The organism is Pseudoalteromonas lipolytica (genome assembly GCF_900116435.1).
GTDB classification, from domain to species: domain Bacteria; phylum Pseudomonadota; class Gammaproteobacteria; order Enterobacterales; family Alteromonadaceae; genus Pseudoalteromonas; species Pseudoalteromonas lipolytica.
Genome location: NZ_FPAZ01000029.1, coordinates 1 through 25,187, shown reverse-complemented (window position 1 = coordinate 25,187; position 25,187 = coordinate 1). Strand labels below are relative to the sequence as shown.

The window sequence follows — 25,187 nt, the reverse complement described above, 5'->3', positions numbered from 1 at the left end:
TTATGAGCCCGCATATAAGTACGCAGTCTAACAAAATTAACGAAGGGTATTGTGCAATAGGAGGAGTCCATATAAGGTACTTTAGTGCCGAAAGTATCTGATTATGCCCTTCATACATAACCACTGACATTGACGGCTAAAGCCGTTCCAACGCTTCTTAATCACGATGTTCAATCACGGTTCTAACGTTGTTTAATCATGATGACAGTAGTGGAGAATGAGGGTTCTCTTTAATCACTCATTTCACTTCTGGCTCAAATAATTAGAGCTTAGTAGGAGGTACTTTAGTGCCGAAAGTATCTGATTATGCCCTTCATACATAACCACTGACATTGACGGCTAAAGCCGTTCCTACCCTTCTTAATCACGATGTTCAATCACAGTTCTAACGTTGTTTAATCATGATGACAAGACTGAAGGGCTCTAAAATGGGCTGCTTCACTTTACGCTAACCTAATTAGCGCGTAGTAGGAGGTACTTGAGTGCCGAAGTATCTGATTATGCCCTTCATATATAACCACAGACATTCACGGCTACGCTTGTTAATCACGATCTATTGATCAATGTAGGAGAGGAGTGCCGCCTCTAAAATGGATTACTTCAGCTCACGCTATCCGTCTCTCATTAATAACTAACGGCATCACATTGAGCTAGACGAATTACAGCGCAAATAAAAACGCCAGCATGATGCTGGCGTTTAGTATTTAGGAAGGCTTATAAATTAAGCTTTTGGACCTGCAGATTTGATTGCTTCCGAAACATCGTATTTCGCGAAGTTTTCAGTGAAGTCAGATGCAAGTTTGTTTGCATATTCTGCGTATTTTTCTTTGTCTTCCCATGTGTTGATTGGGTTAAGAAGCTTGCTATCAACACCAGGTACAGCAACAGGGACGTCTAGGTTTAATACGTCGATGTGTTGTGTTTCAACATCTGACAACTTACCTGAAACAATAGCGTCAACTACTGCACGTGTTGTTGGGATGTCAAAGCGTTTACCTGTACCGTAAGGACCACCAGTCCAACCTGTGTTTACTAGGAATACTTTAGCGCCAAATTCACGTACACGCTTCATAAGAAGCTCTGCGTATACACCTGCAGGACGAGGGAAGAAAGGCGCACCAAAACACGTTGAGAATGTTGATTCGATATCGCTAGTTGAACCGATTTCAGTTGAACCTACTTTTGCAGTGTAACCACTTAGGAAGTGATATGCTGCTGCTTCTTCTGTTAACACTGATACAGGTGGTAATACACCACTCACGTCGCATGTTAAGAAAACAACGGCTTTTGGCTCACCGGCACGGTTTTCAACTTTACGTTTCTCTACGTGCTCTAGTGGGTAAGCTGCACGGCTATTTTGAGTTAAACTTGTGTCATGGAAATCCGGTACGCGGTTTTCATCAAGCACTACATTTTCTAAGATAGTACCAAAACGGATTGCATTCCAAATAACGGGTTCGTTCTTTTGTGAAAGGTCGATACATTTAGCGTAGCAACCGCCTTCGATATTAAATACGCTACCAGGCGCCCAACCATGCTCGTCATCACCGATAAGGAAACGTGTCGGATCCGCAGATAGTGTTGTTTTACCAGTGCCAGATAAACCGAAGAACAATGCTGTGTCACCTGCTTCACCTACGTTAGCTGAACAGTGCATTGGTAATACACCTTTCGCAGGTAATAGGAAGTTCTGTACAGAGAACATTGATTTTTTCATTTCACCGGCATAACGCATACCAGCCAATAGCACTTTGCGTTGTGCAAAGTTAATGATTACTGTGCCATCGCTATTTGTGCCATCACGTTCAGGGTCACAAACAAATGAAGGAACATTCATTACCTGCCACTGAGGTAAATCAGATGCATTATAAGTTTCAGGTTCGATAAACATGTTTTTGGCAAAAATGTGATGCCATGCAGTTTCTGTTGTTACAACGACTGGTAAATAGTGCTCAGGATCAGCGCCAACTTCTAGGTGAGAGATGAAGTGGTCGTTGCTTTGTACATGAGCTTCTACACGAGCCCATAACGCATCAAACTTGTCTGCATCGAATGGGCGGTTTACGTTACCCCATTGGATTTCGTTTTCAGTGCTTGGCTCTTGAACAATAAAACGGTCTTTTGGAGAACGGCCAGTACGACGACCAGTGTTAGCAACAAATGCACCATTAGCGGCTAAAGTCCCTTCGCCACGACGAATCGCGTGTTCGACTAGTTCAGCTGCAGTAAGATCGACAAAACGAGTAGCGTTTGCAGTCATGTTTATACCTAAATTGTGTGAGATTGAACGGGATAGCTCTGGGGTTCTTGTTTTCCCTTAAGCTGAAATAATAGTAACAGAAGGATTAGGGATATTCGAGTGTCTGAAGGGGCTAAAAACACATATATTTGGTAAAAAACATGAATAATTTCAATGATACCGGTGTCATAAAATGGGGCTTTTTCATGACACCGGTATCATAAAAATTAAGAAAAAAGCCGCAACAAATGCGGCTTTTAATATAATAATACTATTAAGCGGTCATTTAGTTAAAAATTGCTTTAATATCCTGCTCGTTAAAGACGTAATCTTTTAAGCAGTAATGACAGCTAATTTTAACTTCACCTTTTTCTTTTACATCATCTAATAATGCATCTTGACCAATATTGACTAATGCTGCAATTGTCTTGTCTCTGCTACAGCCACAACGGAAATTGATACTTTGTGGTTCGAACAATTGAGGGTTATCTTCATGGTACAGTCGAGTAAGAACAGTATTAGCATCAAGATTAAGTAACTCTTCATCTTTAATGGTATTACTGATTGCTTCAAGGTGAGTGAAGTCTTCTACTGACTTATCTTTATTTACCGGTAAAACTTGTAAGAATAAGCCGGCTGCTTTTGCTGAGCCTGCGGCGATTTCAGTCGCAAACCAAAGACGGGTTTTCAATTGTTCTGATTGCTCAAAGTAGCTTTCGAGGCATTTATCTAAGGTGTCGTGTTCAAGCGGAACAATACCTTGATAACGCTCACCTTTTGTTGGCGTTATCGTGATAACCATATAACCGTTACCAATCAAGTCTTTAATAGTACTACCTTGAACTTCACCTTGCAGGCGAGCAATACCACGCATATTTTGCTTATCATCACCATTAATAACAGCATATTTCACAGGGCCATCACCTTGTAGCTGTACGGCAATTTCACCTTCAAACTTTAAGGTGGCTGTTAATAAGCAAGTTGCAACAAGCAACTCACCTAAGAGTGCCTGAACAGGAGCTGGGTAATTATGGTTGGCGATCATCTCTTGATAGGTGTTTTCAATTTGTACGAGTTCACCACGTACATCGAGTTGATCAAATATATAACGATGAAGTAAATCTTGTTGCATGTGTTACATTACCTAACTTGATTTCATTTTTAACAGTTCACGTCTTTGCTTTTTATCAGGCTTTCTATCAGGATGTGGAGCAAAGAAGCTGTTATTCTTTCTTGCGATTGCATTTGCTTCGCGCTTTTCAATACTTGCTTGAGTTTCTTGGTATAAGGTCTGTGCAATGGGGGCACTTTGACGTTTATCAAGGACCTTCACTATTGTCACTACCTTTTCGTCGACTCCTTGCAGCAGTTTTATGACTGCGCCCACCTCGACGATTTTACTGGGCTTTGTTCGTTGACCATTATAATGCACTTTACCGCCTTGCACCATGTCTCGCGCAACAGAGCGGGTTTTATAGAAACGGGCAGCCCATAACCATTTATCAAGGCGGACGTTTAATTCGTCTTGACTGTTTTTTGACTGCTGAGTGTTACCTTTTGACACAATTGTGCTCTTTTAAAGCTGCTAGAGTATAGGCAAAATTTACCATGAAACTTAATCATAAAGAAACAGTCAAAGTTTTTCCTTGCTACCCCTGTTAGTCGAAACGACCTTGTTTACAAAGTTTAATATACGTGTGCTTGTTGAATGAAAAATGAAAAGGTACTATAGGCCTGCTATAAAGCAGTAAATTAAAATAAGAAATAGAATATATGGATCAACACTTACAACAAGTTAGACAGTTTTTAAACGGCTTACCTCATGCCAAGCTAAGTGCATTAGTTGTGCTGTTAGTTGTTGTTTATATTGCCTTTTTATCCTCGAAATTGTTCTGGTTGTTGTGGCCTGAACCTGATACAAAAGCACTGCCCGCAAGTCGAACAACGATGACTGCGAAACGCATCGAAACAGTCAATTCACGACAAATTCTTGAACAACATTTATTCGGTAAAGTTGTTGTTGAAGCTAAAAAACCTGCCGCAAAGCAAACGCAAGTTATTAACAATGCCCCTGAAACTCGTTTAAGTATTAATCTAACGGGTATCGTGGCTGTTAGCCAAAACGATCAAGCTGGTTTGGCTATAATAGAGTCTCAAGGAAAACAAGAAACGTATGTTGTTGATGATGTGATTCAAGGCACTCGAGCGAAGCTCGCACAAGTCTTACCTGATCGTGTTATTTTGGATGTAAGTGGTCGCTTTGAAACATTAATGCTTGATGGGCTCGATTTTACAAAAACAGTTTCTATGCCTGTTTTGGCTGAGCAACAAGAGCCAGAATTAGAAGAAGGTCCTCAGGATATCGATGCGGACAATGAAATCAATGCGACTGAAGATCAAGAAGTCAAAGAAGCGATTATTGAAACGCGTGAAGAAGTATTAAACGACCCTGGTAAATTATTCGACTACATTCGTGTATCGCAAGCGATGGTCGACGGTGAACTGGTGGGTTATCGCTTAAGCCCTGGTAAAGACCCGGCATTATTTAAGCAGATGGGATTAATGAATAATGATTTAGCCATTGCGATTAATGGCTATCAATTAAATGATTTAAAACAGGCAATGTCAGCAATAAATGAATTACGTAATAGTACTGACGCAAGTATCACTATCGAGCGTGATGGTGAGCAAATTGATGTGCAATTTAGCCTGCAATAATTAGCTTTGGAGTTTTTATAGAATGGTTCACGCGCTACACCTCACAAAAATCAAAAAAGGGTTAGCTAAGTATGCAGCGCTTTTTTTATTAACAGGATTATCGCTCTCAGTTTCGGCTGTTGAGTATGCTGCAAACTTTAAAGGCACCGATATTAATGAGTTCATTAATATTGTGGGTAAAAATCTCAATAAAACAGTGATCATCGATCCGAACGTGCGCGGCAAAGTTAATGTGCGCAGTTATGAGTTAATGGATGAGAAGCTGTACTATCAATTTTTCTTAAATGTATTAGAAGTATACGGTTATTCAGCTGTTGAGATGGATAACGGCATTCTTAAAATTGAGAAAAGCTCTGACGCTAAAAAATCGAACGTCCCTTTAGTGACGGAAGATAACCAAGCCAGTGGCGATATGATGGTCACGCGCGTTGTGCGAGTTAAGAATGTAAGCGTACAAGAGTTAGGTCCGTTAGTTCGTCAGTTTAGCGATCAAAAAGACGGGGGGCATGTTGCTAACTTCAACGCCGCTAACGTAATGATGCTTACCGGCCACGCTGCCTCTGTAAATCGTTTAGTTGAAATCATCCGTTCAGTTGACCAAGCCGGTGATAAGCGAGTTGATATTGTTCAACTTAAGTTTGCTACAGCGGATGATGTTGTCTCTGTTGTTGACAATATTTATAAAGATAGTGGTAAAGGCAGCATCCCTGAATTTTTGATTCCGAAAGTGGTTGCCGATGGTCGTACTAACAGTGTGATTGTTAGTGGTGAGGCGCAGGCCCGTACGCGTGCTGTTGAGTTAATCAGCCGCTTAGACAATGAGCTGGAGAATCAAGGTAATACCAAGGTCATTTACTTAAATTATGCAAAAGCAGAAGATTTAGTAAAAGTATTGCAAGGTGTGAGTAAAACACTCGCTGAAGATGGCCAAGGTGGCGCAACGAAAGCTCGTTCACGCAGTCAGAACGAAACAAGTATAGAAGCGCACCCTGATTCAAACTCGTTGGTTATTACAGCCCAGCCAGATACGATGCGCTCACTTGAGCAAGTTATTGAGCGCTTAGATATTCGTCGCGCACAGGTGCTAGTTGAGGCAATTATTGTTGAGGTTCTTGAGGCCGATGGCATTAACTTTGGTTTGCAATGGATTTCAGAGCAAGGCGGAATGATGCAGTTTAACAACGGCACAACAGTGCCAGTTGGCTCATTGGCTGTTGCGGCAGAGCAAGCACGTGATAAAACGATTCAAGGGACGGTTGTTGGTACAGAAACCGGTAATGTTACAAATACCTCAGAGACACAGGAAGGTGACTTAGGGCCACTTGGTGCGTTACTCGGTGGTATTAACGGTCTTGCAATGGGTATTGTGAAAAATGACTGGGGTGCGATTATCCAAGCCGTTTCAACAGATACCAATTCAAATATTCTTGCAACGCCTTCTGTCACCACCATGGATAACGAAGAAGCGTCGATGATCGTTGGTCAAGAAGTACCAATTATCACTGGGTCACAAACGGGTTCAAATAACTCTAACCCATTCCAAACGGTTGAGCGTCAAGAAGTGGGTGTGAAACTCAAAGTAACACCACAAATTAATGATGGCTCGGCGGTTCAGTTAACGATTGAGCAAGAAGTCTCTGGCGTAAGTGGTGCAACTTCAGTCGATATCTCAGTGAATAAGCGTGCGATTAAAACCACCGTTATGGCCGATGATGGTGGCATGGTCGTGTTAGGCGGTTTAATTGATGAAGACGTACAAGAAAGTGTCTCGAAAGTTCCATTGTTAGGTGACATTCCTATTTTAGGGCACTTATTCCGTTCAACCAGTACCAGTAAGCGCAAGCGTAACTTAATTGTATTTATTCGTCCGACGATTGTTCGTGATGGTATGAGCATGAATAAGTTAAGTCATTCAAAATATAACTTCATCCGTGGTGAGCAGCATAAACAAAAAGAAGATGGGATTGATTTAATGCCATTAACTGATATGCCAATCTTACCAGAATGGAATGATGCGTTGGTATTACCGCCAACGTATGAAGAATACCTGAAACAACAAAACGCAGATGATCGTAAAGATGACTGATGCAATTACAGAGATTAATGACGAGTTAGCGCAGAGTGCGTCTATTGACCATGATGAGCTCTTAACAAGTGATGATCTTGTTAGCTTGCCTGCAAAGCGCTTACCGTTTTCATATGCGCGTCGTGCTGGTGTCTTGCTAAGTAAAAATGGTGATAATTGGACTGTTTTTTATCGCGGCGAATTAGACGTAACGGCTTTACTTGAAGTACGTCGTATTGCGGGACGTGGTTTTTCACTCGAGCAGTTGCTAGACGACAAATTTGAGCTGTTACTTGAGGCTTCTTATCAACGCGATAGTTCTGAAACACAGCAAATGATGGAAGATATTGGCAACGAAGTTGACTTATTTTCTTTAGCTGATGAACTACCGCAAACAGAAGACTTACTCGCAGGGGATGATGACGCACCTATTATTAAACTCATTAATGCCATGCTCAGTGAGGCAATTAAAGAGGGTGCTTCAGATATTCACATTGAAACCTTTGAGCAAGAGTTAGTAATTCGCTTTAGGGTAGACGGTGTCTTAAAAGAAGTTTTAAAACCAAATCGTAAACTTGCATCCTTACTCGTGTCACGTATTAAGGTTATGGCAAAGCTCGATATTGCAGAAAAGCGTATTCCACAAGATGGGCGTATAAGTTTACGTATTGCTGGACGTGCTGTTGATGTGCGTGTATCAACGATGCCATCAAGTTTTGGTGAGCGTGTTGTACTGCGTTTACTTGATAAAAATAATGCGCGCTTAAATCTTGAAGATTTGGGGATGACCGAGCGAAATCGCGAATTGTTCGCTGATCTCATCAGTAAGCCTCACGGTATTATTTTGGTAACTGGTCCCACAGGTTCTGGTAAAAGTACCACTTTGTATGCGGGTATGAGTCAAATAAACTCACGTGACCGTAATATTTTGACGGTTGAAGACCCGATTGAGTACGAAATACCGGGGATTGGTCAAACACAAGTAAACACCAAAGTAGATATGACCTTTGCGCGGGGATTGCGTGCAATTTTACGTCAAGACCCTGATGTCGTCATGGTGGGTGAGATCCGAGACCTTGAAACCGCACAAATCGGTGTGCAAGCGTCGTTAACGGGTCACTTAGTAATGTCGACTTTACATACCAATACCGCTGCGGGTGCGATTACCCGTATGGAAGATATGGGAGTAGAACCTTTCCTGTTGTCTTCTTCTTTGCTGGGTGTGTTATCACAACGTCTAGTGCGTACTTTATGCAATAGCTGTAAAGAAGGGCATGTCGCCGACGAGCGAGAGTGCCAGTTATTAGGTGTTAACCCTGCTGAGCCACCGACGATTTACCGTGCTGTAGGCTGTGAAGAGTGTAACTTTAATGGTTATCGTGGCCGTACGGGGATTCATGAATTACTGGTTGTTGATGAGGCTATTCGTGAAATGATCCACAGCGGTAAAGGCGAACAAAGTGTTGAAAAGTACATTCGTACTCGTAGCCCAAGTATTCGTCAAGATGGCTGTAGCCGTGTGTTGGCAGGCCGTACAACCTTAGAAGAAGTCTTGCGTGTAACGCGTGAGGAAGGTTAATTATGGCTGCATTTGAGTACCGCGCCCTGGATGGTAAAGGTAAAGAGAAAAAAGGCATTCTTGAAGCCGATACGGTAAAGCAAATACGTCAAACATTACGTGACCAAGGCCTGATGCCTTTAGAGGTTGTCGCTGCAGCAGAGGGTGAAAAGCAAGTTAAAGGGGCTAAAAAGTCATTATTTAGCGGTTTTTTCAAACCAAAAATATCGACCTCAGATTTAGCGCTGATTACTCGTCAACTTGCCACCTTAATTCAGTCAGCATTACCTGTCGAAGGGGCGGTAATGGCCGTCGCTGAGCAATGTGAAAAACCGCGTTTAAAACGTATGCTCATGTCTGTACGCTCAAAAGTTGTTGAAGGCTACACACTCGCAGATGGTATGAGTGAGTTTCCGCATGTATTTGATGATTTATATCGTGCCATGGTGGCTGCCGGTGAAAAATCGGGCCACTTAGATCAAGTATTAAATCGTTTAGCTGATTACACGGAACAACGTCAGCATATGCGTAGTCAAATAACACAAGCGATGGTATATCCAATCATTCTTGTTGTGTTTGCTATCGCAATTGTTTCAGTGTTATTGGGCACGGTGGTTCCCAAAATATTAAAAACATTCGAAAAGTCAAAACAAGTACTTCCTTGGACGACAGAGTGGGTTATGGCAGCCAGTAACTTTGTACAAAATTATTGGTTTATTAGTTTAATAATTATCACTGCACTCTCAGTGGGAATTAAGCATGCACTCAAACGACCAAAAATTCGTTACTGGTTTGATGAAAAAGTACTTTACTTGCCTGGTATAGGTAAAGTCGCGAGAGGGGTGAATACCGCTCGATTCGCACGCACGTTAAGTATTTTATCTTCAAGCTCCGTTCCCTTACTCGAAGGTATGCGTATCTCTGGTGGGGTATTGGTTAATGAGAAAATGAAAAAATCGGTGCAAGATGCGGCCACCCGAGTCAGTGAAGGGGCGAGCCTTCGTGCTGCTTTACAACAAACGAAACTTTTTCCACCTATGATGCTGCACATGATCGCAAGTGGCGAAAAGTCAGGTGAACTTGAGCAAATGCTTGAGCGAGCAGCAAATAATCAAGATCGTGAGTTTGAAAGCATGGTCAACGTGTCTTTAAAACTTTTAGAGCCAGCGATGATTGCATCAATGGCGGTCATTGTCTTGTTTATTGTTATGGCAATACTGCAGCCAATTATGGCAATGAATAAGGCAGTAGGACTTTAAATTAGGGAACGGTAGAGCAACAGCCAGTAGCTGTCGCTTTATAATAAATTATTGAAGAAAATTAGAGGTATTTTTGTGAACAAACAGTCAGGTTTCTCATTATTAGAAGTCATGGTGGTACTGGTTATCATCGGTATGATTATGTCAATTGTGGCACCAAACATTATGGGCCAACAAGAAGAGGCAGCGATCGACAAAGCACACCTAGATATTCAACAAATTGAAGATGCGTTGAGCCTTTATAAGCTGAAGAATAAAGCCTATCCAACCACAGAACAGGGTCTAGAAGCGCTTGTTACTAAAACGAGCATCGAGCCGGTTCCAAAACGTTTTCCAGATGGCGGTTTTATTGAAAAGTTACCTGAAGATCCATGGGGCAATCCGTACCAACTAATTAGCCCAGGAGAAATTGGTAAAATTGATATTTTTTCAATGGGTCCAGATGGCGAAGCTGGCACCGATGATGACATCGGTAACTGGGATGAAGAAAAGCAATAATGCGTAAACTCAGCCAGATGTTTACCTTTTATACACATCAAGGCTTACTATTATGGTAAGCCTTAATCGTTTACGTTTGGCTGGGCGTGCTAAGCACGCAAAAGGTTTTAGCCTCATCGAAATATTAATGGTGCTTGTGGTGATAGGGTTTGTCACTAAAATGGTGGCCTACAGTTTTGATGGTGGTGCAGAAGAAAAATTAGAAAAACAAGCGCTCAGATTACACACCACGATTAATATGGCATCTGAATTTGCCATCTTAAATCAGGTCGAGTTAGGCTTTCATTTAGATCAAAATGTATTTGAGTTTTTAGTGTTTGATGGTGAAAAGTGGGTCACCTTCGATCGTGAAAAATTGTTTGCACCTATTAAAGTAGACGAAGATTTTAAATTAACCTTGAATCTCGAAGATTTGGCATGGGCACAAGATAACTTACTTGAGCAATCGAACTGGCGTGAATTGATGAGCGGCGGTGACGAAGATAGTTTATTAGAACTTAAAAAGTTAAAGATTCCACAGGTACTGATCCTTTCTTCAGGAGAAGTCAGTGCTTTTCAGTTAGTGTATGAGCTGAAAGAGGAGCGTGAACCGCAGTATTTTATCGAAGGCGAGTTCATGGCTCCTGTTAAACTTCGTATGGAGCCAGAGTAATGACTAAGTCAGCGGGTTTCACTTTACTTGAAGTCATGGTCGCTTTGGCTATTTGTGCCATGGCGGGTATTGCTGCAATGCAGGCAACGGGTGAACACATCAATCACTTGTCGACGATTGAAGAGCAAACATATGCATCATGGGTTGCTGAAAATGTCATAGTTGAGCAGCGAACAAAAGGTGATAAGTGGGCGGGCAAAAATGGCACTAAAGGCAGTGAAACACTGGCCGGTTATGAGTGGTATTGGCGTCAAGATGTCGTTGCTACGGCAGATAAAAGCTTCGTGAAAGTCACTATTAATGTGTTTGCTGACGAAAAACTAGAATACCCCATTTATGAACTTGTTACTTATTTAAACAAAGGTGACAAGTAGTGAAGCAACGCGGGTTTACCTTACTTGAAGTTATCGTCGCAATGGGCATTTTGGCGTTTGTGGTGTTATCGACTCATCAAATCTTAGAATCAACCACCAAGGCTAAAGAAGCCTCAGATGAGACAATCGCAGAGCTTAATGGCTTTCAAACGGTATTTCGTCTTATGGACCAAGACTTTAGCCAAATGACGAAACGTCAAGTACGCAATGAGGCGGGAGACTTTCAAGAAGGTTACATTCTTGCCGGGCGTTATGTATTTGACAGTCAATATGATGGCATTGGTTTTGTGCGTGATGGGTGGATTAATCCAATAAACTTGCTGCCGCGCTCTGAGTTACAAGCTGTTGGTTATCGTGTTATCGATGATAACCTAGAGCGCATATACCGAGTATATGTTGATCAGCTCGATAATATGGAACCGCGTTCGCAAGTTATTCTAGAAGATATTGAAGATCTGAAGTTTGAATTTCTTGATGATAAAGACGAATGGCAAGAACAGTGGCAAGCCGCTGCATTACCGAAGGCTGTTGCCGTGACCATTCAAAAAATAGAACAAGAGCCTATTCGCCGAGTCTTTTTAGTGCCCGGTGAAGGTGTAGTGAGTACTCAGCCATGATGATTAAACGTTCTCAAGGTGCCGCACTTGTTATTGTTTTATTTATTGTCGCATTAGCCGCTATGCTAGCGGTCGAAATGAGTGCAAACCTGATGGTGCAAGTGCAGCGTAGTACTAATATACAAAGTCATCAGCAAGCTAAGTGGTATGCTTTTGCTGCTGAAGAATTAGCGATTAAAGCGATTAAACAAACTAAAAAAGATGACCCTGATAAAATTCATCTAGGGCAAGTCTGGGCACAGCAAGGTGGGGTTCCTTACCCTGTTGATAATGGCACGTTAAGTGGCACGATTACGGATTTGCAAGCGTGCTTGAACTTAAATGCTTTACGCACAAAACCTGTGCAACAAACCGGCTCGGCTAATAAAACGAACCCAGCGCACAAAGCATTGTTAGCTTTACTTGAGAATATTGAAGACTTACCCGCAGATGAGTCTGAAGAGGCAATGGCTGACAGCGTCTATGACTGGCTCGATGAAGACAGTATTACTTATCGCTCAGGTGCAGAAGAAGATGAGTACTTATCGCGTAAGTATCCCTACATGACTGCAAACAGCTTTTTTGCTTCAACATCAGAGTTGCGTTTAGTTAAAGGCTTCAATCCATTAGTGATGGAAAAAGTATTGCCCTTTGTGTGTGTGATACCAGACAGTGAACTTTTAGCGATTAATGTAAATACCTTGCCTAATGAAAGTGCCATTATTCTAAGCTCGCTTATTGATGGCCTCAGTTTATCAGGCGCAGAAAGTGTATTATCGTCTCGCCCTGAAGAGGGATTTGATGATATGAACGCATTTTTTGAACAAGTTAATCAACAAGGCGCACAAAACGTCGAAGCTGTTAAAGACTTGTTCACCATCAACAGTGATTATTTTAAACTACAAACGCAAGCTGAATTTGCAGAGTTGCGTTTTTCGATGACCACCTTACTCCATGCCAATAATGGTAAAGTAACGATACTGGCGCGAAAATTTGGAGGCGTACAGTGACAGAAATATTGTTGATCCGTGCGGGTCAAACATTACAAGATAGCCTTAGTTGGCTAATTTACTCACCGACAGAACAAGAAATAATTGCGAGCGGCGAAATCGCCAGTGCAGCACAATTAGGTGAGTTAACTGAAAAAGCACAAACCCGTGAAGTGGTTGCTCTTTTACCGAGTGATCAAATTCAGCTAAAAACAGTTGAATTGCCGACTAAATGGAGTCGTAAGTTAGAGCAGGCATTGCCCTATATGCTTGAAGAAGATATCGCGTGTGATGTCGACGACCTATTTATTGCGATTGCTGAGCCTACACTCATAGATGAAAAGCATGCGGTTAATATCGCCATGACCGATCGTGAGTGGTTTGAGCAGTGGCTTGCTACATTCAATGAGCATGATATTGAAGTATTTAAAGTGTTACCTGACGCATTATTACTTCCTCGAGTCGACAATGAAAATACCCTGCGTACCGTTGAACTCAATGGCCAATGGTTATGTAAATTAGGTCACTGGCATATTGCAGCTGTTGAAACAGACTGGCTAGATGGTTATTTGACCGCAATGGGCCACCCAGATGTTGCACATTTTAGTCCAGCCACTGGGTTCCCTGAATCAGTTAATCTTGAGGCAAAAACGGAGCTGTATGATTTACCGCTCGCTTTATTTGCGAAACAACTCCCTGAAATTAGTTTTAATCTACGCCAAGGTGTATATCAATTAAAGAAAAAGTCAGCCATTTGGTGGGGATACTGGCAAAAAGCCGCTATTGCCGCAGGGGTTGCATTGGTATGCAGTGTGGGGGTTAAGTCCCTTGAGTTATATAAACTAAATACTCAACTTGAGAAAACGAAGGCACAAGTTGTGACTAACTATCAGCGCGCTTTTCCTAATAAGAAAGTACGCCCACAGTTGATTCGTAGTCAAATTCGTAATGAACTCGCATTGCTCGATAGCGGAAGTACCGCTGGTTTCTTAGATTTGACTAATGACTTAGTGACTATTTTTAGTGAAGTAAAAGACTTCACGCCAGAAACTTTGCGTTATGACCAAGGCCGCAACGAGTTACGTATTCGTGCACGTGGTAAAGATTTCCAATCGTTTGGAAAAGTAAAAGCAATTTTAGAACAGCGAGGCTTAACGGTTGATCAAGGCTCACTAAATAATGATGGTGATTTTGTCGTCGGTGAAATTAAGTTGCGAGGTGCGGCATGAAAAACCAATTAATTAGTTACTGGCGTTCATTAAAAGAGCAAGAACAACAACTTGTTGTCGTCGCTGGGGTGATTTTTGTTATTTTTATCCTTGTGATGGGAATCTTTAGGCCGTTAAATGCGGCGATTGAAAAAGCAGAACAAGACACGATAAAACAACAAGAATTGCTGGCATGGGTTGATGAGAGCATTGTTAAGTTAAAGGCCAGTGGCAGTGCACGAGTAGCGAATGACCGCAGCTTAAGTCAAATTGTGAATAGCACGCGAAATCGTTATCAGATCACCATCAGTAAAATGCAACCAAATGATAATTCACTGCGTTTAACTATCGATTCTGTCGAGTTTAACAAGTTGGTTGAGTGGCTTGATGAATTAGTTAATTCACAAGGTGTACTGATTGAAAACTTAGACATTAGTAAAGACGATAAGTCTGGTTTTGTTCGTGTCAGTCGTTTGGTACTAGAGAAGTAGACGATGAAAAGAATTATTTTATTAGTCACAGTATTTGTGATGTGTTTTTTGGTGTTTACGCTTATAAAAACACCCGCTGCAATTGCACTAGATTTAGCTGCACCGCATTTACCAAAACAATTGCAACTAGGCAAAGCCAGTGGTTCGCTTTGGGATGGTCGCATAATGCAGGTACGTTTTGATGGTGAGCAACTTAATAATGTACGGTGGAAGTTATCTGGCTGGTCATTGTTGACGGGCAAACTAGTTGGTACAGTGCGCTTTGGTGATCCGCGTGATAAAACAGATATTTCGGGCCATGCTGATTTTTCGTATGGGTTGTTCAATCAAGCTGTTTTGGTAAAAAATACCACACTACGTTTGAGCGTTGAGCGTGCGATGGCGCGCTTAAAACTGCCATTGCCAATTAGTGCACAAGGGCGTGTGATTGTTGATCTCGATGAGTTCAGCTCTGGTCAGCCGTATTGTGAAACATTAATGGGTGAGATTGCCAGTCCCAATATCGATGTTCAAGGACTTAATGGTTGGTTTAGTGTTGGCCCACTGAGCGGCCGTCTTAGTTGTAAATCAGGCGATATAGCTGTCTTGGTTGACCCTGAAAATCGCTTAGGTCTTGAGGCTGATGCTGTACTAAAAGCCAATTTAGATTTTAAAGTGGCAGGGTATATAAAACCAGAAGCCAGTCTACCAAAAGAAGTGCATGACGCTGCGAAGTTTTTAGGGCGTCCAGATAGCGAAGGACGCTATCCACTTAATTTATAAACACGACTTTAATTGAAGGCATTATGCAAATTCCTGAGTTTTCAAAAGAGCAAAGCGCCTTATTAGCACGCTTTCTTGCTGAGCAAAAAGACGCGCTATCGTTAGCACAAACACACGGTTATTTATTTGCCGTTATTTGTGCGCCCGAGCCATTGGATGTTCATCAGTGGCTTGAGCAAGTTGTCCCTGGTTGTGATGGGCAAATGGATGAGCAGGTATTGTTTGCATTTATGGCGCTATATCAGCAAATCAGTGAACACGTATTTGAAACCGGATACAGCTTACCCGTAAGTTTGCAATTTAATTCTGCTCAGCAGCCGTACCTTGATATGCAAGAGTGTCAGCATTGGAGCCAAGGCTTTATGCTTGGGGCGCAGGGCTATATTGCTAAATTGTTAGCTGCGCCACAACTAGCGAGTGAATTAAAAGAAGCACTTGAGACAGCACAGCAAAGTTTGTGTTTCTTTATACTCGACTCAGCTGATATAGCATCGATTGCCAATCAGCATGGTTTAACCGAAGGGCTGTTATGTCAACAGCAGTATGAAGTGATGAATGAGTTTGCAGCAGGCTTTGCTGAGTTAATCGAAGCCGTTGCAGTAAATAGCCAGCTTTATAATGATGAAGGCTGGGGCTAAGCAAGCTCTAACACAATATCTGTGCAGCCTTTTGCACAACGAACAATGCCTTTGCCAGGCTGTTCAGTCTGTAGGTTTAAGGTAAGGACTCCTTTGCATGTTTCACAATGCATAGTGTGTCCTTTTGCCAACTTTTTTAGCATATTGCGCTGTTTAGCAAATGAATCGCTGGTTTTTTTATCAAGCGCAGAAAAATCCATTATTTATTTAACCTTTCTTCAAGTGCATCCGAAACAATATTACAAACACGCTCTAGGCGTTCACCATAGAAATATAAGTTAATATCTTTTTCACGACAATAATGTAAATGAAAGATTTGCAGTTTATCGTCATTCAAAAAAGCCTCTTCGACGTACTCACGCTCTGAACTCGATAAATTAAGCTGTGACTTAATCGTGTTCTTCGCCATATTCGCGGCGGGGCTGCGGTTAACTTGGCTAAAATCTGAAAGTACGTTCACCCCATCACCTAACAACCGTTCTCTGGGTTCTTTGATCAAAGGGTGATCAATCGTGAACAATGCTAAAATAATAAGTACTAAAATGATAAATTTTTTCATAGCACACAGAACTTTGATCTAAATAAAGAAGGAATTGGGACAAGTTTAATAAAATGGCTGATTTAAAAGCAAGAATATACGATGAAATAATTAAAAAGTTCATATTTTAGATCATTCCCTGAAATTTTTGAGAGATTGAGTATAATACTTTCGATAGGTTGGAAATTTCAGAAAACTCTGAACGAAATGAGATGCATTCTAATTTGTCGTATTGGCTTTATAACCTATTTAACTGCAAACATCAGTTTGAGTTTATTTCCTAGTGGCGTTGAGGAATTTTGATGGATAAACAAATTAAGGTTAAAAACATCCCAACGGAAGTAAAAATCCAAAAACCGGAAAACGCTTCCCATGATGATAGATTTAATCCACGCAATCGAATTTATGTAAGAGCAGTAACAGGCTTGCATCAGCTGTTAAGGCGACGAATTGGTTTCGTTGGCATGCTTGCATTTATGCTTTTACCTTGGATTAACTTCCACGGACAGCAAGCTGTGCTGTTCGATTTAGTAGGCCAAAAGTTTAATATCTTCGGCCTCACTCTGTGGCCACAAGATTTAACCATTCTTGCGTTTATTCTTATGCTTGCAGCTTTTGCGCTGTTCCTCGTCACCACATTTTATGGCCGAGTCTGGTGTGGTTACACATGTCCGCAAACTGTATGGACATTTATTTTTATTTGGTTCGAAGAAAAGTTTGAAGGCACTGCAAACCAGCGTAAGAAGTTAGATCAACGCCCCATGGACTTTGATAAGTTTTGGCGTAAAACGGCAAAACACAGCAGCTGGTGGCTGTTTTCACTGTATACAGCGTTTACCTTTGTTGGCTACTTTACACCTATACGCCAGCTACTTCCGGATGTTTTTACTTTGGATGCCACAGCCTATTCTTATGGGTGTATCGCATTGTTTGCTGTGTGTACATACGGCAATGCAGGGTGGATGCGTGAAATTATGTGTTTACATATCTGTCCTTATTCGCGTTTTCAGTCGGCCATGTTTGATAAAGACACCTTTACAGTAAGTTATGATGAATCTCGTGGCGAAAATCGTGGTCCTCGTTCACGTAAACAAGATCCGAAAGAGTTAGGACTCGGTGACTGTATCGATTGTAACTTATGCGTACAGGTGTGCCCGACAGGGATAGATATTCGCAACGGTTTGCAATATGAATGTATCAACTGTGGTGCTTGTATTGATGCTTGCGATGGTGTAATGGATAAAATGAATTACCCACGTGGGCTCATTTCATATACCACAGAGCGAAACTTAGAAACCCCTGAAAATAAAACGCATGCTTTGCGACCTAAATTGATTGGTTATCTTGTTATCCTTGTTGTGTTAACCGGGGCTCTCGTGGCAAATATTGCCATGCGTAAACCAATGGAGCTTGATATTATCCGCGACCGTAATCAGCTATACCGAGTTGACTTCAATGGCTTGGTTGAAAACACCTACACACTTAAAGTGATTAACAAAGCGCAATACGAGCAAACGTTTAATATTACAGTGGAAGGCTTAAATAACTTTGAATATATAGGCAAACAAACATTCACTGTGCCCTCAGGTGAATCTTATAACGTGCCCTTGTCATTAGTGGTTGATCCGTACGATTTGAAAAAGCCGATGACAAAATTCGAGTTTATACTTTCGGTGGAGGGGCAGCCTGATATTCAGATTTCGCAGCCTAGTAACTTCTTTAAGGCGCAATAATTCAGTACACTGAGCAAATACAATAAAAAGCGGGGTTTTCCCGCTTTTTTATATAATGGGACACTATGAGTAAATTTAGCTTTGTTGACCTCACACCCGATTCAATTTTAGACGCAGTTGAAAGTATTGGGATCTATGCTGAGTCAGGATTACTTGCTTTAAACAGCTATGAAAATCGCGTTTATCAGTTTAAAGCAGAAGACGGTTACCGATACGTTGTAAAATTCTATCGTCCTGAGCGTTGGAGCAAAGAACAAATATTAGAAGAGCATGCGTTTGCTTTTGAACTTGCTGATGCAGAAGTTCCCGTCGTTGCGCCCGTAGTAAAGGACGGGAAAAGCCTCTTTGAGCATGACGGCTATTTATTTGCGTTATTTCCCAGTGTGGGCGGGCGTATTTTCGAAGTTGATAACTTAGATCAACTCGATGTGTTAGGCCGTTTAATTGGTCGTATGCATCAAGTTGCAAAAGCATCTTCATTTAATCATCGCCCAGTGATCAGTTGTGAAGAGTACCTTCAGACAGCTAAAGTTCAGTTACAAGCAAGTAACTTGATGCCAACGTCATTAGAAAATGCTTTTTATACGATTTTGGATTTGGTTATTAAAGAAACCACAGCCCAATATAAAAATGTAGAGACAATTCGATTACATGGTGACTGCCATGCGGGCAATATTTTGTGGGCGGGTGATGCACTGATGTTTGTTGACCTCGATGACAGCAGACAAGGTCCTGCAATTCAAGACTTATGGATGATGCTCAGTGGCGATCGTAACAATCAACTGTTACAGTTAGACACCTTGGTAGCAGCGTATGAAGAGTTTTGTGATTTTGACCACAGCCAGCTGAAATTAATTGAGCCATTACGCGCGATGCGCATGGTGCATTACATGGGGTGGTTAGCAAAACGTTGGGATGATCCTGCATTCCCACGGAACTTTTCATGGTTCGCAGAAGACAAATACTGGGAGCAGCAAATACTCGCGTTAAAAGAACAGCTTGCAGCGCTACAAGAACCACCGTTAAAATTATTACCATAAATTTTTAAAAGATAAGTAAAGACGAGAAAACAATGTTCAAAAAATTAAAATTAAGTCTACTCATTCTATGTTTACCTTTTGCAGCACTGGCAGCTGACTTTGAAGCAGGTAATCAATACGAAGTACTAAACACTAAAAAGAGTGCTACACCACAAGTAACTGAGTTTTTCTCATTTTACTGTCCACACTGTTTTAAGTTTGAACCAGTGGCGAAAGCACTGGCCTCAACGCTGCCTGAAGGCACTGAGTTTGTTAAGAATCACGTTAACTTTTTAGGTGGTGTATCGAAACAAACACAAAGTAACCTAAGTTATGCTTACCTAATTGCAAAGCAACATGGTAAAGGTGAGCAAGTGGCCGACCAAATTTTTCACAGCATTCATATTCAACGTGCACCGCTGCAAAATATTAAAGACGTGAAAGCATTATTGGCGACAAATGGTATTAGCGGCGATGTGTTTGACTCTGAAATTGCTAGCATGCCTGTGATCAGTGCAGAAAAAGCGATGCAAGACAAACAGAATAAATACTCAGAGATGGGGGCGTTAACGGGTGTGCCGACCTTTATCGTGAATGATAAATATAAAATTAATATAAATACCATCAAGAGCCAAGAGCAGCTTGATGCGTTAGTAAAGTTTTTATTAGAACAATAATTTTTGGAGTGATTGAATAATGATCAAATTAGTTAAAGCTGCATTTGTGGCCGTGACGCTAGGTTTAGTTGCCACAGCGAGTGCGGCGCAATACGAAGAAGGTAAGCATTATGAAACAATTGATGCGCGAGCTTCTAAAAAGCCTGAAGTGACCGAGTTTTTTTCATTCTACTGTCCTCACTGTAATACCTTCGAGCCAATTGTTGCTGAGCTTAAGCCAATGCTTAAAGACGGCGTTAAATTTAAAAAGAATCACGTTAATTTTGTTGGTCCTCGTGATCCTGAGATCCAAACAGTGCTTGCGCAAGGTTATGCAACAGCAACAGTACTCCCAAATAGCGATGCGTTAGTTGGTGCAATTTTTGACCACATTCATGGTAAACGTGCGCGTATTAATGAGCTTGCAGATATGAAAGATATTTTCGTATCGCAAGGTGTAACCGCTGAAGATTTTGAAAAGTACTACAACAGTTTTTCAGTACGTACGATAGCAGCGAAAATGAAACGCGACCAAGAGTACTATCAACAAAAAGGAGCCTTAAAAGGCGTACCAACCTTTATTGTGAATGGTAAGTATCGTTTAATCTTAGGTGCAGACTCAGGTATTACCGATGCAAAAAGCATGGCTGAGCTAATTAATTACTTAGCAGCTAAGTAAGAGACTCGAAAATATTATGTAAAAGCTCCGCTCGCGGAGCTTTTTTGTTTGGTGAAGAAATGAAAAAACTTTTAGTGTCGAGTTGTTTACTAGGAAAGCCGGTACGCTATGACGGTCAATCACAAAACTTATTACATCCTGGATTAGAGTCACTGAAGCAGCAAGGGCGTATTGTGTCTTTTTGTCCTGAGGTTGCGGGTGGTCTACCTACACCAAGAGCGCCTGCTGAAATTAGCCAGGGTAGAGTATTAACACAGGATGCGCATGACGTCACCGCAGAGTTTAAAGCGGGTGCACAGCAAGCATTACGCGTATGCAAAGAACAAGGGATTCGGTTCGCACTACTCAAAGAGTCTAGTCCGTCATGTGGACGTAATTATATTTATGATGGAAGTCACACAGGGCAAAAGATTCGAGGAATGGGTTTAACTGCAAAGTTACTTAGTGACAATAATATACAGGTGTTCAGTGAACAACAATTGCCAGCGCTATTGGCTGCGCTGGCAAAAGTTTAAGTTATTTACGCTGTAAAAAGACGCCAGACTCAATATGATGTGTATAGGGGAATTGGTCAAAAATCGCAAAACGTTTCACTTCGTGTGTTTTGCAAAGGTGATCAAGATCTCGTTCTAATGTCTCGGGATTACAAGAGATATAGATAATGTTGTCGTAGTTCGCCACCAAATCACAGGTAAGAGTATCCATCCCCGCTCGAGGAGGGTCGACTAAAATTGTTTGGCAGTTATAGCTGTTTAGATCAATACCGTCTAAACGTGAAAAAGTACGTTCGCCTTTCATGGCTTGTGTAAACTCTTCACTCGACATACGAATGATATCTAAATTATCGACTTTGTTTTGAGCAATATTGTACTGCGCAGAATAAACCGATGACTTTGAGATCTCAGTCGCAAGCACTCGGTTAAATGAACCGGCTAGTGCAATTGAAAAGTTACCATTACCACAATACAGCTCTAGCAAATCATTATTAAGGGGCTCACACAACGCTTGTGCCCACTCCAGCATTTTAATGTTTACTTTTGCGTTTGGTTGAGTAAAGCTATTTTCTACTTGCTGATAAATGAGTTCTTTACCATTTACGTTTAATCGTTCAACGACATAGTCGTTCCCAATCACTTCTTTTTGCTTACGTGCACGACCAATAAAGTCGATTTTAAACTGGCTGCTTAATTTTGCTTTAAGCTCTTTAATCGCAATTAGCCATTCATCGTTTAAAGGTTTGTGGTAAAGCAAACTAACAAGAATTTCACCACTTAAGCTAGAGAGGTAATCAATCTGGAATAACTTGCGGCGAAGTACCTCACACCCTTTTAAGTTTTCAATCATCACCTGCATCACTTCGCCAACGAGTGGCGCGGCGGGATCAAATTCATCAACGCGAATTTTCTCTTTGCTTTGCTGATCAAACATAATGTGGAATAAATCGTCGCCCTCATGCCACACTCTAAACTCTGCACGTTGACGGTAGTGAATTGGATCAGAGCTGAACACTTCTAATGTGTTTACACCAAAGCGCCTAAACTGTGACGTGATGCGCTGCTCTTTCTCACTCAATTGTGCATCATATTGAGTTGTATCAATTTTTATAACCGCCATGGCTGATTACCTTTTATCTCTTAGCTATTTGTCGGCGCTATTGTAGGGAGCAGAGAGGATTTGTCTAGTTTTGTTATTTATTTTAGTGTCGTTTTTTTGTACAAAAAACTTAAGTTATGCGATTTTTGGCCGATAATGAGGTAACCATAAAATGGAGTCGGATCATGAAAATTGGCAACCTAGGCTATATGCCTAATACAAATCTGAATAAATACAATGGTAAACAGTCTGTGCAGCAGCCTACCATTCAAAATCGTCAAGATAGCTATCAACAACGTGGCCGCGAACTGGCTGCAAAAGTACTCGACGATAAACTTGCACAAGCACTTGGTTTACCTAAAGCAGAAGAAAAGAAAGATAAACCCCTGTTTGATTTTGATGAGATCGTTAAAAATGTACTTAATTTTGTTGGTGGTGCGCTGCGTAAAGCAAAAGCAGATGGCGCTGATGATGAAAAGTTAAAAGGCATGTTAGGCGAGGCACGCAAAGGCGTACAAATGGGAATCGATGATGCCTATGATGAACTTAAAGAATCAGGCATCTTAAATGACGATATCGAAGAGGGTATCGAAAAATCGAAAGAAGGTATCTTTAAAGGTATTGATGAGCTTGAAGAAGACTTATTTAATCCTAAACCTAATGCCGTGACGGTTAGCCAAGCACAGTACGTGAGCTTAAGTAATAATGCTGAATATACATTTACCACAGCCGAAGGTGATGAAGTCAGTATTAGCTTTGCAGATGCATATGAGAGCAAGTCCGCTAGTAGCTACAGTAAAAACGGTGACAACGAAGCGTATGTCAGTGAATCGTCACAATCACGTGACTTATCTTTTTCTATGTCAGTGAATGGCGATCTTAATGAGCAAGAGCAGCAGGCCATTAACGAGTTGATGGAAGACTTACAAGGCGTTAGCGAAACATTTTTCTCAGGCTCACTCGATGAAGCCTTTGAACAAGCTAAAGAGCTTAACTTGAGTAATGAGCAGCTAGTCGGTTTTTCGATGGATTTGAAGCAAACCAAAACAGTTGCAGCTATAAAAGGGTACGAAGAATATAAACCAACGCCAGAGAAAGAAGTTGCAGAAAAGGTCGCCCCTTTTAACGATGACTTAAAAGAAGCCTTTAATAAAGCTGGTGATATTGGTTTGCAAAATCAACTTGCCGGAATTTTGCAATGGTTAAATCAAGATAAAGAAGAAGTCAGTAAATTGGTTGATTATACCAAAGCGATGTTCGAGCAAATGAATACACTACGTTCAGCCAATGAACAGAACTAGTCTTCGCTTTCTTTTTAGATAGTCACATGGCAAACTGCTTGCCTTTCATGATCCGAGGTAAGTAGTTTGTCAGTCCATATAATGGTGTTTGATTCAGGTATTGGTGGGACAACTGTGCTTGAACAGATCCAGGCTTTGATCCCGAATGCAGATTATAGCTATTTTATGGATAATGCCTTTCTGCCTTATGGTGCGCAAACTTCGCAAACAATCATTCAACGCTTATTAGGGCTATTACACTTTATAGACACACATGCGTTGCATGTTGATATATTAGTGATTGCCTGCAATACAGCATCGGCATCTGCGTTAGACGTTATTCGACGCTATACAAGTATTGAAGTTGTGGGGGTTGTGCCTGCTATAAAGCCAGCATGTGCCATAAGTAATACGAAGCACATTGGTTTACTTGCCACGCCCGCGACTACAAAAAGCAAATACACCGAGACGTTAATTTTGACACACAGTCAAGGTACAAAAGTGAGCTTGTACGCTTCGACTAAGCTGGTGGAAATTGCAGAAACACTGTTTCATAGTAAAAAACTACTCAAAGCCGAATTCAACGAAGCAATGGCTGAACTCGCTATTGCAGATGATATTGATGTATTAGTACTCGGATGCACACACTTTCCTTTATTAGCCCATGCAATAAATAACTATTACGACAAACGCGTTAAATTGATTGACTCAGGCCGTGCAATTGCAAATCGTGTCAGTAGTATTATTACAACGCAGCAATTAAATTTAGCAACAGACAAAAAAAAGCCGCTCCACTATTATGCAACGGCTCCGATTAGTCACCAGCAATTAAGCGTAGAGCTTGTTACGCTGATTGATCAGATTCCTCACGGAAACTATTAGACTCGTTCTCTTGTTTTTGTTTTGCTTCACGTACTTTTAAAGTACGTTGTTGGAACTCACTATCATTTAATTGATTAATTGCATTGTCAGCATCTGCCTCAGCCATTTCAACAAAACCAAAGCCACGACGTTTACCAGTGTTTTTATCTTTCAATAAACGAACGTTAAAGACTTTACCTTGTTCTTCAAATAAAGCGCGTACAACACCTTCATTCGCTCGGTAAGGAAGGTTGCCAACATAAAGTGTTTTTGTTTTTACTTCAGCCTCCTCACTTGCCGTTGATGAGAGTGCTGCAATAACTAAAGCACCAATTAATAAGCCTGCACCAAATAGCAACGCAGGGTCTAAAGCTAAGCTCGAAAATGCAAACTTAACAATAACAAACCCTAATACAGCAAGAATAACAGAGAAAAGAAAAGATTTTTGATCGGGTAATTTCATTTTTGATCTACCAATAAACAGGAAATAAACATTAATTTAACATTGTGAACTTGCTATCTTAACGCGTTAAATGAACATAGCAATGAAATTTGCATTAAATTATGAATATTGGCTTAAAAAACAGCCATAATTGCGACTGTTTTTGTTATTTTCGGTAATTTTAGTTCACTTTGTGAGCGAACGATAAAAAGATCGAAAAAAAGTGTTGATCTGTTTTTGGATCTCCCTATAATGCGACCCCACTGAGACGGGAGACAGCAACGAAAGACGCTGAGCAACGTAGCAGAGAGTTAAGTAAAACTTCGGTTTTAAATCTTC

General features: G+C 41.1%; 27 protein-coding genes. 20 read left to right on the top strand and 7 right to left on the bottom strand.

Annotated features, from left to right (window positions below):
- Nucleotides 1-721: 721 nt before the first annotated feature.
- The 3 genes from BM378_RS19755 to hslR all read right to left on the bottom strand — a co-directional run bounded on the left by BM378_RS19755 (nt 722) and on the right by hslR (nt 3,806).
- On the bottom strand, nt 722-2,260 hold the full coding sequence (locus tag BM378_RS19755) for a phosphoenolpyruvate carboxykinase (RefSeq protein ID WP_036974522.1): 1,539 nt from the start codon (nt 2,258-2,260) through the stop codon (nt 722-724).
- Between the two features lie 265 nt (nt 2,261-2,525).
- Nucleotides 2,526-3,371, bottom strand: a complete 846-nt coding sequence (gene hslO, locus BM378_RS19750; RefSeq protein ID WP_065978857.1) for an Hsp33 family molecular chaperone HslO — start codon at nt 3,369-3,371, stop codon at nt 2,526-2,528.
- A gap of 12 nt (nt 3,372-3,383) precedes the next feature.
- Complete coding sequence (gene hslR, locus BM378_RS19745) at nt 3,384-3,806, bottom strand: ribosome-associated heat shock protein Hsp15 (RefSeq protein WP_371915632.1); 423 nt, start codon at nt 3,804-3,806, stop codon at nt 3,384-3,386.
- 206 nt (nt 3,807-4,012) lie between these two features.
- Between hslR and gspC the strand changes: the two genes are divergently transcribed.
- From gspC to BM378_RS19680, 13 genes are all read left to right on the top strand, one after another.
- Nucleotides 4,013-4,957: a type II secretion system protein GspC gene (gene gspC, locus BM378_RS19740; RefSeq protein ID WP_036974516.1), complete on the top strand. Its 945-nt coding sequence runs from the start codon at nt 4,013-4,015 to the stop codon at nt 4,955-4,957.
- A gap of 22 nt (nt 4,958-4,979) precedes the next feature.
- Entirely contained in the window at nt 4,980-7,043 is a 2,064-nt protein-coding gene (gene gspD / locus BM378_RS19735) for a type II secretion system secretin GspD (RefSeq protein WP_074989851.1), read from the top strand.
- Nucleotides 7,036-8,601 carry a type II secretion system ATPase GspE gene (gene gspE / locus BM378_RS19730; RefSeq protein WP_074989850.1) on the top strand — a complete coding sequence of 522 codons (1,566 nt, stop codon included), beginning with the start codon at nt 7,036-7,038 and terminating at the stop codon, nt 8,599-8,601. Before gspD ends, gspE begins: the two co-directional genes overlap by 8 nt.
- Before the next feature lie 2 nt (nt 8,602-8,603).
- Nucleotides 8,604-9,839, top strand: a complete 1,236-nt coding sequence (gspF, locus tag BM378_RS19725; protein WP_036974513.1) for a type II secretion system inner membrane protein GspF — start codon at nt 8,604-8,606, stop codon at nt 9,837-9,839.
- Nucleotides 9,840-9,914: 75 nt separating this feature from the next.
- A complete protein-coding gene (gene gspG, locus BM378_RS19720; protein ID WP_036974512.1) occupies nt 9,915-10,337 on the top strand; it encodes a type II secretion system major pseudopilin GspG in 423 nt (140 codons plus the stop codon).
- A gap of 52 nt (nt 10,338-10,389) precedes the next feature.
- On the top strand, nt 10,390-10,989 hold the full coding sequence (locus BM378_RS19715) for a prepilin-type N-terminal cleavage/methylation domain-containing protein (protein WP_081759816.1): 600 nt from the start codon (nt 10,390-10,392) through the stop codon (nt 10,987-10,989).
- Nucleotides 10,989-11,363, top strand: a complete 375-nt coding sequence (gene gspI, locus BM378_RS19710) for a type II secretion system minor pseudopilin GspI (RefSeq protein WP_036974508.1) — start codon at nt 10,989-10,991, stop codon at nt 11,361-11,363. Before BM378_RS19715 ends, gspI begins: the two co-directional genes overlap by 1 nt.
- On the top strand, nt 11,363-11,980 hold the full coding sequence (gene gspJ, locus BM378_RS19705) for a type II secretion system minor pseudopilin GspJ (protein WP_074989849.1): 618 nt from the start codon (nt 11,363-11,365) through the stop codon (nt 11,978-11,980). The genes gspI and gspJ overlap by 1 nt, the downstream gene beginning before the upstream one ends.
- The gene (gspK, locus tag BM378_RS19700; protein WP_074989848.1) at nt 11,977-12,969 is read left to right on the top strand and encodes a type II secretion system minor pseudopilin GspK; all 993 of its coding nucleotides are present in this window, start codon (nt 11,977-11,979) and stop codon (nt 12,967-12,969) included. Before gspJ ends, gspK begins: the two co-directional genes overlap by 4 nt.
- Nucleotides 12,966-14,177: a type II secretion system protein GspL gene (gene gspL, locus BM378_RS19695; protein ID WP_036974501.1), complete on the top strand. Its 1,212-nt coding sequence runs from the start codon at nt 12,966-12,968 to the stop codon at nt 14,175-14,177. Before gspK ends, gspL begins: the two co-directional genes overlap by 4 nt.
- Nucleotides 14,174-14,647, top strand: coding sequence for a type II secretion system protein M (locus BM378_RS19690; protein ID WP_036974499.1), 474 nt, complete (start codon nt 14,174-14,176; stop codon nt 14,645-14,647). Before gspL ends, BM378_RS19690 begins: the two co-directional genes overlap by 4 nt.
- A gap of 3 nt (nt 14,648-14,650) precedes the next feature.
- Nucleotides 14,651-15,409, top strand: coding sequence for a type II secretion system protein N (locus tag BM378_RS19685; protein ID WP_074989847.1), 759 nt, complete (start codon nt 14,651-14,653; stop codon nt 15,407-15,409).
- A 23-nt stretch (nt 15,410-15,432) separates the two neighbouring features.
- Nucleotides 15,433-16,047, top strand: coding sequence for a UPF0149 family protein (locus BM378_RS19680; protein ID WP_036974495.1), 615 nt, complete (start codon nt 15,433-15,435; stop codon nt 16,045-16,047).
- Here the strand turns inward: BM378_RS19680 and BM378_RS19675 are convergent.
- Nucleotides 16,044-16,247, bottom strand: a complete 204-nt coding sequence (locus tag BM378_RS19675) for a hypothetical protein (RefSeq protein WP_074989846.1) — start codon at nt 16,245-16,247, stop codon at nt 16,044-16,046. The two genes, BM378_RS19680 and BM378_RS19675, sit on opposite strands and share 4 nt — an antisense overlap.
- Nucleotides 16,247-16,606 carry a hypothetical protein gene (locus tag BM378_RS19670; RefSeq protein WP_074989845.1) on the bottom strand — a complete coding sequence of 120 codons (360 nt, stop codon included), beginning with the start codon at nt 16,604-16,606 and terminating at the stop codon, nt 16,247-16,249. The genes BM378_RS19675 and BM378_RS19670 overlap by 1 nt, the downstream gene beginning before the upstream one ends.
- A 281-nt stretch (nt 16,607-16,887) precedes the next feature.
- Between BM378_RS19670 and ccoG the strand changes: the two genes are divergently transcribed.
- The 5 genes from ccoG (at nt 16,888) to BM378_RS19645 (ending at nt 21,187) form a co-directional block, all read left to right on the top strand.
- Nucleotides 16,888-18,318, top strand: coding sequence for a cytochrome c oxidase accessory protein CcoG (gene ccoG, locus BM378_RS19665; protein WP_036974491.1), 1,431 nt, complete (start codon nt 16,888-16,890; stop codon nt 18,316-18,318).
- 65 nt (nt 18,319-18,383) lie between these two features.
- Nucleotides 18,384-19,358 carry a serine/threonine protein kinase gene (locus tag BM378_RS19660; protein WP_036974489.1) on the top strand — a complete coding sequence of 325 codons (975 nt, stop codon included), beginning with the start codon at nt 18,384-18,386 and terminating at the stop codon, nt 19,356-19,358.
- A 32-nt stretch (nt 19,359-19,390) separates the two neighbouring features.
- Nucleotides 19,391-20,014 (top strand): thiol:disulfide interchange protein DsbA/DsbL, encoded by a 624-nt coding sequence (locus BM378_RS19655; protein WP_036974487.1) that lies wholly within the window; start codon nt 19,391-19,393, stop codon nt 20,012-20,014.
- Between the two features lie 19 nt (nt 20,015-20,033).
- Entirely contained in the window at nt 20,034-20,672 is a 639-nt protein-coding gene (locus BM378_RS19650) for a thiol:disulfide interchange protein DsbA/DsbL (protein WP_074989844.1), read from the top strand.
- A gap of 59 nt (nt 20,673-20,731) precedes the next feature.
- Nucleotides 20,732-21,187 (top strand): 2-thiouracil desulfurase family protein, encoded by a 456-nt coding sequence (locus tag BM378_RS19645; RefSeq protein WP_036974523.1) that lies wholly within the window; start codon nt 20,732-20,734, stop codon nt 21,185-21,187.
- Nucleotide 21,188: 1 nt separating this feature from the next.
- Here BM378_RS19645 and trmA read toward each other — a convergent pair whose 3' ends face one another.
- A complete protein-coding gene (gene trmA, locus BM378_RS19640) occupies nt 21,189-22,286 on the bottom strand; it encodes a tRNA (uridine(54)-C5)-methyltransferase TrmA (RefSeq protein ID WP_074989843.1) in 1,098 nt (365 codons plus the stop codon).
- Between the two features lie 164 nt (nt 22,287-22,450).
- On the opposite strand from trmA, the gene BM378_RS19635 reads away from it, so the two are divergent.
- The gene (locus BM378_RS19635) at nt 22,451-23,566 is read left to right on the top strand and encodes a DUF5610 domain-containing protein (protein ID WP_036974482.1); all 1,116 of its coding nucleotides are present in this window, start codon (nt 22,451-22,453) and stop codon (nt 23,564-23,566) included.
- 66 nt (nt 23,567-23,632) lie between these two features.
- Nucleotides 23,633-24,427 carry a glutamate racemase gene (gene murI / locus BM378_RS19630; RefSeq protein ID WP_074989842.1) on the top strand — a complete coding sequence of 265 codons (795 nt, stop codon included), beginning with the start codon at nt 23,633-23,635 and terminating at the stop codon, nt 24,425-24,427.
- Here murI and BM378_RS19625 read toward each other — a convergent pair.
- Nucleotides 24,390-24,869: an RNA recognition motif domain-containing protein gene (locus BM378_RS19625; RefSeq protein WP_036974477.1), complete on the bottom strand. Its 480-nt coding sequence runs from the start codon at nt 24,867-24,869 to the stop codon at nt 24,390-24,392. The genes murI and BM378_RS19625 overlap by 38 nt on opposite strands.
- Between the last annotated feature and the right edge of the window lie 318 nt (nt 24,870-25,187).